The organism is Olsenella profusa F0195 (assembly GCF_000468755.1).
GTDB classification, from domain to species: domain Bacteria; phylum Actinomycetota; class Coriobacteriia; order Coriobacteriales; family Atopobiaceae; genus Olsenella_F; species Olsenella_F profusa.
In genome coordinates this window covers 45,151-53,256 of record NZ_AWEZ01000016.1, presented here as the reverse complement: position 1 = coordinate 53,256, position 8,106 = coordinate 45,151, and the positions used below count along the sequence as shown (strand labels likewise).

Annotated in this window: 7 protein-coding genes; 2 read left to right on the top strand and 5 right to left on the bottom strand. The window is 62.2% G+C overall.

Annotation, left to right across the window (positions count from 1 at the left end):
* Together HMPREF1316_RS02130 and HMPREF1316_RS02125 are read right to left on the bottom strand one after the other, a co-directional pair.
* The coding region (locus HMPREF1316_RS02130; protein ID WP_269594075.1) for an ABC transporter transmembrane domain-containing protein at positions 1 to 1,041 on the bottom strand (1,041 nt) is incomplete at its 3' end.
* Between the two features lie 112 nt (positions 1,042 to 1,153).
* Positions 1,154 to 2,383 carry a radical SAM protein gene (locus tag HMPREF1316_RS02125; RefSeq protein ID WP_021725210.1) on the bottom strand — a complete coding sequence of 410 codons (1,230 nt, stop codon included), beginning with the start codon at positions 2,381 to 2,383 and terminating at the stop codon, positions 1,154 to 1,156.
* 372 nt (positions 2,384 to 2,755) lie between these two features.
* Here HMPREF1316_RS02125 and nrdG point away from each other — a divergent pair, with 372 nt between their 5' ends.
* Positions 2,756 to 3,301, top strand: a complete 546-nt coding sequence (nrdG, locus tag HMPREF1316_RS02120) for an anaerobic ribonucleoside-triphosphate reductase activating protein (RefSeq protein ID WP_021725226.1) — start codon at positions 2,756 to 2,758, stop codon at positions 3,299 to 3,301.
* Between the two features lie 146 nt (positions 3,302 to 3,447).
* On the opposite strand, the gene HMPREF1316_RS02115 is transcribed toward nrdG, so the two are convergent.
* On the bottom strand, positions 3,448 to 4,257 hold the full coding sequence (locus HMPREF1316_RS02115; RefSeq protein WP_021725248.1) for a type III pantothenate kinase: 810 nt from the start codon (positions 4,255 to 4,257) through the stop codon (positions 3,448 to 3,450).
* Positions 4,258 to 4,408: 151 nt separating this feature from the next.
* On the opposite strand from HMPREF1316_RS02115, the gene HMPREF1316_RS02110 reads away from it, so the two are divergent.
* On the top strand, positions 4,409 to 6,097 hold the full coding sequence (locus HMPREF1316_RS02110) for an OPT/YSL family transporter (protein WP_021725201.1): 1,689 nt from the start codon (positions 4,409 to 4,411) through the stop codon (positions 6,095 to 6,097).
* A gap of 195 nt (positions 6,098 to 6,292) precedes the next feature.
* Here the strand turns inward: HMPREF1316_RS02110 and HMPREF1316_RS02105 are convergent, their stop codons facing one another.
* Both HMPREF1316_RS02105 and HMPREF1316_RS02100 read right to left on the bottom strand, forming a co-directional pair.
* Positions 6,293 to 6,748 carry a PTS sugar transporter subunit IIA gene (locus HMPREF1316_RS02105; RefSeq protein WP_021725251.1) on the bottom strand — a complete coding sequence of 152 codons (456 nt, stop codon included), beginning with the start codon at positions 6,746 to 6,748 and terminating at the stop codon, positions 6,293 to 6,295.
* Positions 6,749 to 6,806: 58 nt separating this feature from the next.
* Complete coding sequence (locus tag HMPREF1316_RS02100; RefSeq protein WP_021725240.1) at positions 6,807 to 8,078, bottom strand: class II D-tagatose-bisphosphate aldolase non-catalytic subunit; 1,272 nt, start codon at positions 8,076 to 8,078, stop codon at positions 6,807 to 6,809.
* Positions 8,079 to 8,106 lie beyond the last annotated feature (28 nt).

Sequence of the window (8,106 nt, the reverse complement as noted above, 5' to 3'; positions counted from 1 at the left end):
GACCACCGTAAGGGCCCCGCGGGGCACCCTCACGCCCGCCGCCCGGAACAGCGGCTCCCCCTCGCGCGCGGCCGTCGCCCACAGGCTCCCCGAGATGCGGGCGAGGTCGCCGGTGTCGCGGTAGAGCCCCTCGAAGCCCGAGGACTCGCGGGCCTCGGAGGCGAGGCCCCTGAGGCGGTCGAGGTGCACCGCATTGGCCCGATACCTCACAAAGATCTGTAATACTATCGACAAGGGGTCCTGCATGAGAGACGCGAGCCTGTAGCTCGCGTAGATCGCTCCCACCCCAATGGAGCCCTGTATGCACAACCACGCCGACTCCGCGAGCAGAACGACCTGCAGGAGGACTGTCAGCAGGATAGGAGCATCGCTTACCATCATCTCATTGAAGCGATAGCGCCATATGAAGGAGAGATACTCGCGCGCCGCATGATGATAGCGGTGGGAGAAGTAATCCTCCGCACGGATGGCGTTGATGGGGCGCTTGTTCTCCACGATGCGCTTGGACTCTCCAAGAAAGTCATCTTGGGTTGCTATCCCCTCCTGCTGCAGGCGAGCAAGGCGGCCCGCCGGCAGGCGCAAGGTCCCATAGAAGAGAAGGATATATACCACGCAGCCTAGGAGGAAGGCTGGATGTAACCAACCCATGAGGGCCAGAAGCACCAAGAGGCACAGCAGGGACCCCATGAGCCTCACGCTCAAGTCAGCATACGTACTGGCATACACACCTATCGAACTCGATTGTACATTGAGGTAGAAGCTCTTGTCATGATGCCTATAAACACGCCATGGGGAAGAGAGGAGGTCACGAATCAGCCTCACAGAAGCCGATCGCTGTCGTCCTATCTCCAGACGCTTCGGCATCCATGAGGAGAGGAGCACGCTCGATGCAGCAGAAACGAGCGTCATGATAAGCGCAAGAACGAGCCAGCCTGCCACGCTGTGGATATCCTGCCCGAGCGAGATGCGGCTGATGACATCCGCAATGAGCAGACTTGCCACCGCCATACATGTCGTCGATAGGGCACAGCCCAGCGCCATGAGCGCGTTTTTTCCCGTGAGCTCGAATACTGGAAAGGACACCCCCGCATCTCTGCGCAAAACCTCTGCCCCCCATCACAGTCTCAAAGAGCCGCATGCAATATGACTGCGCTTACTCATGCTCTTGCTCGATAACCCAACCCTCCCGATGGCAGACGAAATCCCGGAGGAGGTCCCTTAGGATGTATCTCTCAGGAATGCAAACATGCTTCTCCGGGCTCATAGGGCATGGGCCCATACACAGCGGAAGCACGGAACACGAGCGACAAGTTCCATGAAAGGCAATGTCCTGATAAGACGTGACACCGTTCGCCTCATCGAAGAACTCAATTCTCTCAGAGCAAATTCTCCGCCTCAGACCCGGACCGATGCATAGGGCCCGACCCGTCCTAAAGGGGCATGGCCGGCTCATGCCCGGCAGACATTGAGTGAATCCGAGATTCCTGGCATGCAGACGAAGCAGTAAGACCTTATGAGCAAAGTGTTCGGAAGTAAGCTCATGGAAGGTGGGACTATGCACCTCGTTATGCAACGCAGCATATACAAGCCGTATGCGTCGAATATTGGCGGAAATCATTGTGGAAATATCGTTTAACGTCTCTACAAAGGAATCGGCATTCTCCCGACAGAGGTTGAGTCGTATCTCAAGGTTAGAGGACGTCGTTCTCACAATCCGATCCAGAAGACTGACCTGCTCACGATAGGGAAAGCTGTGCGCCCTCTTCAAACTATTATGCCAGGTCTCATCTCCGTCAAATGTCAGGCGAATTCTCTCAAAGCTCACGCGTTCAAGAAGCTCATCATCGAGGAGCGACCCATTCGTTGATATGAGGGCGGAGTATTCAACCCCATACTCTCTCGAAATAGCCTTCATCCCCGCATCAATCTGCAAAATCGCTTCGCGATTCAGAAGAGGCTCTCCTCCAAAATAGACAATGCGCAGAGCTGTAGCACCACGCTGAACGATCCTCTCAGCATGTTTCAGTAGCTCATGAGAGTCTCTTGGGGTAAGGGATTCCCCACCATGTTCTTGATAGCAGTACACACAACGGAAGTTGCATCTTTCAGTTAGGACAATTGTCAGATAGACCTCACCTATGGGCACGTTCAGCCCTTCCATCACCTCATGTTCAAGAATACTTACTTCATCCTTCTTCTCATACACAAGTATGCCGCTACTCATAAGCGTACAGGCCTCATCTTCAGACACATGAGACAGGTAGGCTGGATCCATCTGGAACATGGCACTGGTCTTCGTGTTAAAGACATAGTCCTCATCATCTGCTGAAAACCAGACATTGAACAGGGATTGCTTTGTATGCGGCGCAAGCATTGGCGACATATCTGTCCTCTCGATATGACCCTCTCGAGAACATACGGGCGGAGCCCCACAAGCTCCGCCCTCTTACCGCTACACGAGGACAACGGCACCGAACCCACAGCTAAACGAGCGAACCCTCATGCCACTCTTTGCCGCAACGATGGTCTTCATAATCCCCTCCTCTCACATTGCGTAGAAGGCGAAACAGTTGGCACATGTCCCATGTCCTTCCACGTCTCCTTACCACAATTCATAACCTAGCCGGTCAAACGACCGGTCGAGAGGGGATACGGTACAATCCAAAGATGCAGCCCTGCTCGACCAAGATAAGGGCACTCGTTGGGTCAGAGCGTCGCTGGTTGGGCAGAAGACAGGATTGTTTGGGGTCCCGGCATGAACTACGCCAACATCAAGTACTGCGACATCGCGAACGGCGCGGGTGTGCGCACGTCGCTCTTTGTCTCGGGCTGTCGCCTGCACTGCAAGGGGTGCTTCAACAACGGCGCCTGGTCGTTCCTCGCGGGGGAGCCCTTCACGACCGAGGTGGAGGATCGCGTCGTCGAGTCGCTCGCTCCGGCCTACGTGGACGGCCTCACCGTGCTGGGCGGCGAGCCGACCGAGCCCGAGAACGCCCAGGCGCTGGCCCCCTTCCTCGAGCGCGTGCGCGCGGCCCATCCCCAGAAGGGCATCTGGCTCTACTCCGGCCGCACCTGGGAGGAGCTCACGGGTTCCGGAAGCCATGCCAGCGAGGACATGCGGCGCATCCTGCGGACGCTCGACGTGCTGGTGGATGGCCCCTTCGTGCAGGAGCTGCATGACATCGCGCTGCGCTTCAAGGGCTCCTCCAACCAGCGCATCATCGACGTGCCCGCCAGCCTCGCGGCGAGTGAGGTGGTGCTCTGGAGTGACGACCCGCTGTTCGAGACGCACGAGATGTGAGCCAAGCTAGGGCGGCAACCGTAGACAAGAGCACCCTCGCGCTGGCCGCGCCGCTCTTCGCCATCATCTGGACCGGGACCTACCCCATGCGCCGCATACAGGCATCGCGGCAGGGTGAAGTGGATGACGATGCTCGTTAGCCGCCCCTACCTACGCGCGTTGAGCAGATAGAGCTGGTGCAGCCCCCGGAGGGCGAGCGTTGCGTCCACGATCACGTCATGCGAGACGAGCTTGGCCACGCGCGTGGCCCCCTCCCCCGTCAGCACGATGGGCGCATCCTCCCCCAACTCGGCAAACACGCGGTCGAGCAGGCCATCGATGCGCGCGACCTCTCCAAGCACCACGCCCGCGAGCATGGCCTCGCGCGTGGAGCGGCCGATGGCCGCCTCGGGCACCGCTAGCTCGATCATGGGCAGCCGTGCCGCGTGCTGGCTGAGAGACTGCGCCCCCGCTGCCAGCCCCGGCGCGATGAGGCCACCCAGGAAGGAGCCGTCCCGTCCCACCACCTCCAGGTTGAGCGTGGTCCCCAGGTCGACGGCGATCACGGGCGTCCCATGGCGCTCACGCGCCGCCACGGCGTCGGCAATGCGATCGGGGCCGATCTCCGAGGGATCGCGATAGCGCATCGGAAGCCCGGTCCTGAGACCTGGACCCACCACATACGGGCGACATCGCCCGAGACGCCCCAGGGCACGCTCCCACACATCGGACAGTGCTGGCACCACGCAGGAGAGAATCGCGCCCATGACCTCTCCGGTGGGTGGTTCCCCCATGACCTGCCTCATGCGAAGCGCCACCTCGTCCACCGTCAGGCGCTGGGGAGTCGAGAGCTCCCAGGTGCACGTGGGCTCGTCGGAGGCATGTCCGCCGCCCTCGAACAGCCCCAGCGACGTCGTGGTGTTGCCCACGTCAACCGCCAGCACGACACCTGTGGTCACGTTCTGTGCCCCTGCCATGTTCGTCCCCCTCGCCTGGTGGATGGCGCTCGCATCCTCTACACTGTAGCCGTTCGCTGGACTCGTCCCGTCCTGCGGACGTCCGGTAACCCGACTCCTCGCCACGCACGGGCGCTGGCATCAGGGGGAGCGGATATACGAAGGAGCAGCTATGGACGAACCGCGTGGCGCGCGTCTGCGCGACGAGCTCAGCATGCCTGGATTCGTCATCGGCATCGTGGGGTGTGTCATCCTCACGGCCGCATCGGCCTACACGGCCCTCAAGCTGGGGTCTCTCCCCTGGCCCACCATCTTCACCTCCATCACGGCGCTGCTGGTGCTGCGCGCCTGCGGGCGCCACAGCGTGACCGAGGCCAACGTCACCCAAATCGTGATGTCTGCCGGCTCCATGGTGGCGGGCGGCCTCGCCTTCACCATACCGGGGGCATGGATGCTGGGGCTCTCGGATGGCATAGGCTGGATGCAGATGCTCATGGTGGCAGTCGCAGGCACCCTGTTGGGCCTGGTATGCACCATGCTGATCCGCAGGCGCTTCGTGGACAACTCGGACCTTGAGTATCCCATAGGCACCGCCGCTGCCGAGACTCTCAAGGCAGCCCGCGAGGGTGGCTCCACGGGGCGGAGGCTCTTCGCGTCCATGGGGATCGCCGGTGCCTGGGCGGTGCTCCGTGACGGGATGCACCTCCTGCCGGCACGCCTCTTCGCCCTCGACATCCCGGGGGTGGCGTTTGGCCTCAACAACTCGCCCATGTGGCTCTCCATGGGCTTTCTCGTGGGCTTTGTGCCCGTATCGTTCTGGCTTGCCTCGGCACTGTTCGCAAATTTTGGGCTTGTCGTGGGTGCGAGCAGCCTGGGCCTGTGGAGCGTGGAGGCCGCCGGCGGCATCGTACGCAGCCTGGGCATGGGTCTCATGATGGGAGCGGGCCTGGGAGTCGTCGTGAAGGATGTGCTGTACCGCCTGGTCATCACACGACTACTCGGATCGCGCAGGATGGGCGGCTCGGACCCCGAAGGTAGGAACGATTGGACGGGCGACATCAAGGGACACCGAGACATCGGGATGCTTGCGCTTCTTGTGGCCGCAGCCACCCTCGTCGTGGGGGTGGGACTGGGACTCGGCCCCGTGCCGACCGTACTCATCGTGCTGCTCTCGTTCGTGACCACCACCATGAGCGCACAGTCCGTGGGACAGACGGGCGTGGACCCCATGGAGGTCTTCGGCCTCATCGTGCTGCTCTGCGTGGCGGCGGTCTCCAGCCTGTCCCAGGTCGGCCTCTTCCTTGTGGCAGGCATCATCACGGTGACCTGCGGACTTGCCGGTGACGTGATGGCCGACTTCAAGACCGGGGCGCTGCTGGGCAACAACCCACGCGTGCTATGGAAGGCGCAGGCCCTCGGCGCCACCGTTGGTGTGTTCGTCTCTGTGGCCACCATGGTCGCCATACGGGCCGCCTATGGAGCCGATGCGTTTGGCCTGGGCAAGGAGTTTGTCTCGACCCAAGCAAGCGTGGTGGCGACAATGGTGACGGGCGTGCCCAGCGTGCCAGCGTTTGCCATGGGACTGGCGAGCGGCGTCGTGCTCTACTGCATGGGGCTTCCCGCCATCATGATGGGCCTCGGTGTCTATCTGCCCTTCTACATGAGCGTGCCCGCGTTCCTGGGAGGCCTGGTCAAGCTCGTCCTTGATGGGCATGCACGGCACAGGTCGCAGGCAGGTGACGAGCGGGCCGACGATGTGCCGCAGGGGGATGGCATCGTTGTGGCATCCGGCGTGCTCGGCGGCGAGTCCATCGTGGGTGTCGTCATCGCGCTCGCCACGATCCTCGGCGGCATGGGGTAGCATCGCATCTGTCTGACGAGTCGTTCGCAATCCTCAGGGGAGTCGTTCACATTTTTCGGGCCGATGTCGCTGCTCCACAAGTACCCGCACCTCCTCTACCTGTAGCGTTATAAGAGAGGAGCCGTCCGCTTTTGCGAACGACCCCCGAAGCGTTGAATCAAGATTGCATACGACTCCCGCGATGGACGGACGAGGCTACCGCTCCAACTCGGCGTTGATGGCATCAGCGACAAACGTGGCGTCATCCCCCTCGCACAACAGCTTCTTGAACCCATCGTCCATCAGCAGCACCGCCGTCTTCGAGAGCAGGCGCAGGTGCTTCGTGCCTGCCTCCTGGCCAGGGACCAGGAGCGCCATGGCGATGTCGACGGGCTCGCCGTCGAGGGAGGGCCACGCGAGCTTCCGGTCGTTCTTGAAGACGATGACCGTCGCCCGCTTCACGGCATCGGTCTTGCGGTGGGGAATGGCAAACCCCTCGACCATGCCCGTCTGGTCGACCTCCTCTCGCGCGAGGAAGCCGGCGTACACCTCGTAGGCGTCGTCGGCGGCAGCCAAGGCGATGGGGTAGTCCGAGATGATGCGCAGGGTCTCCTCCCCGGTTGCCGTCTGCTGGTGCAGCAGCACGTTTCGTTCCGTGACGGATCGTTCCATGACGTCTTCCCCTGTGCTACGCCTCGCATGGGTATCCACCCACCGGCACCGACGGGACCTACAGCACGTCCTTGATGCGCGTGGTCACACCCGTGAGGTTGAGGCCCACGACATGTTGCCTGAGGGGGCGCTTGATGTGCTCGACCACGAAGCGCTGGCCATCGATGCCCTGCGCCGCGAGGTTCCGATAGAGCGTGGCAAGCTCCTCCTTGACCTCCGGGTCATCGAAGGCATAGTGGCCGGAGATGTCCAGGATCTGGAGGGACAGCTCCTCGTCCCTGAGAATGTCGTCCACCTGCAGGTTGACGTCGCCGCCGCACATCCACTTGCGCCAGCGCTCCGTCTTGATCGCCTTGACCAGCAGCACATGGCGCAGGTCGGAGGGATCGCCGCAGAGGTCGTTGTCAACAAGCAGCTGTTCCACGTCACAGAGCTTGAGGTAGGCGCGCGTCTCCTCGGTGCCGTACTGGGGAGCCACGTTGGAGGCGGTCACGTGGGCGGGGATGTGCTCGAGCAGGGTCACGTCGTCCAGATAGTCGGCGTTGTGCTCCTTGAGGCCCACGCCATAGCGCTTGGCCATGTCGGCCAGCTCGCGGGCGTTCCGGTAGTTGTAGTGGCCCACCTGCTCGGTCAGGCGCGTGAGGGTGCCCGTCTGTCCCACGATGAAGGTGGGCATGGGGCAGCCACGCCTCTCGAGCTCGGGCTTGAGCTGGGAGATGAACTCCTCGTACGTGTCCGTCGTGGTCAGGCCACCGTTGGTCTCCTCGGTGCCCACCTCATAGGCAACCTCGGGCAGGTTGTGCTCGCGACGGTACCTCTCGAGGTAGTCGATGAGGTCGACGGTGCGCCGCAGCACGACCTTTAGGGGGATGACCTTGCCGGTCTGGTAGGGATCCTTGGTGGGGTCCACCATCAGGAGGTCGAAGCCCGCCTCCATGTCGGCAACGAAGGACCTGCGGGCGATCTCCATGGCCGCGTCCTCGGACAGGTGCGCGTTGCGCTCCTCGTCACGCTGCCACGGACCGCCGTGGTCACGACACAGGTAGTACGGGCCATCGTAGCCCACCTCGTCAGCGGCCTTCCTGATGTCTGCCGCAAAGCGCCTCTGGTCCCAGTGGTTGACGTAGCCCGCACCCAGCTCGTCCATGTCCACCTGGTTGCGCGAGGCAATGAACATCAGGGGGAAGTCCTCGTCGCGGGCGAGCTCGAACGCCGCCTGCAGCAGGTTGGGCGACATGGGGCCGATGCCGATCATCGTGGCATGGTCACCCGAATCCTGAAGCTTGAGCATTCCCCGCACCGCTTGCTTGATTGAAAGCCTGCCAGGCATGGCAGCCCCCTTCCCCATCGCCTTGGGC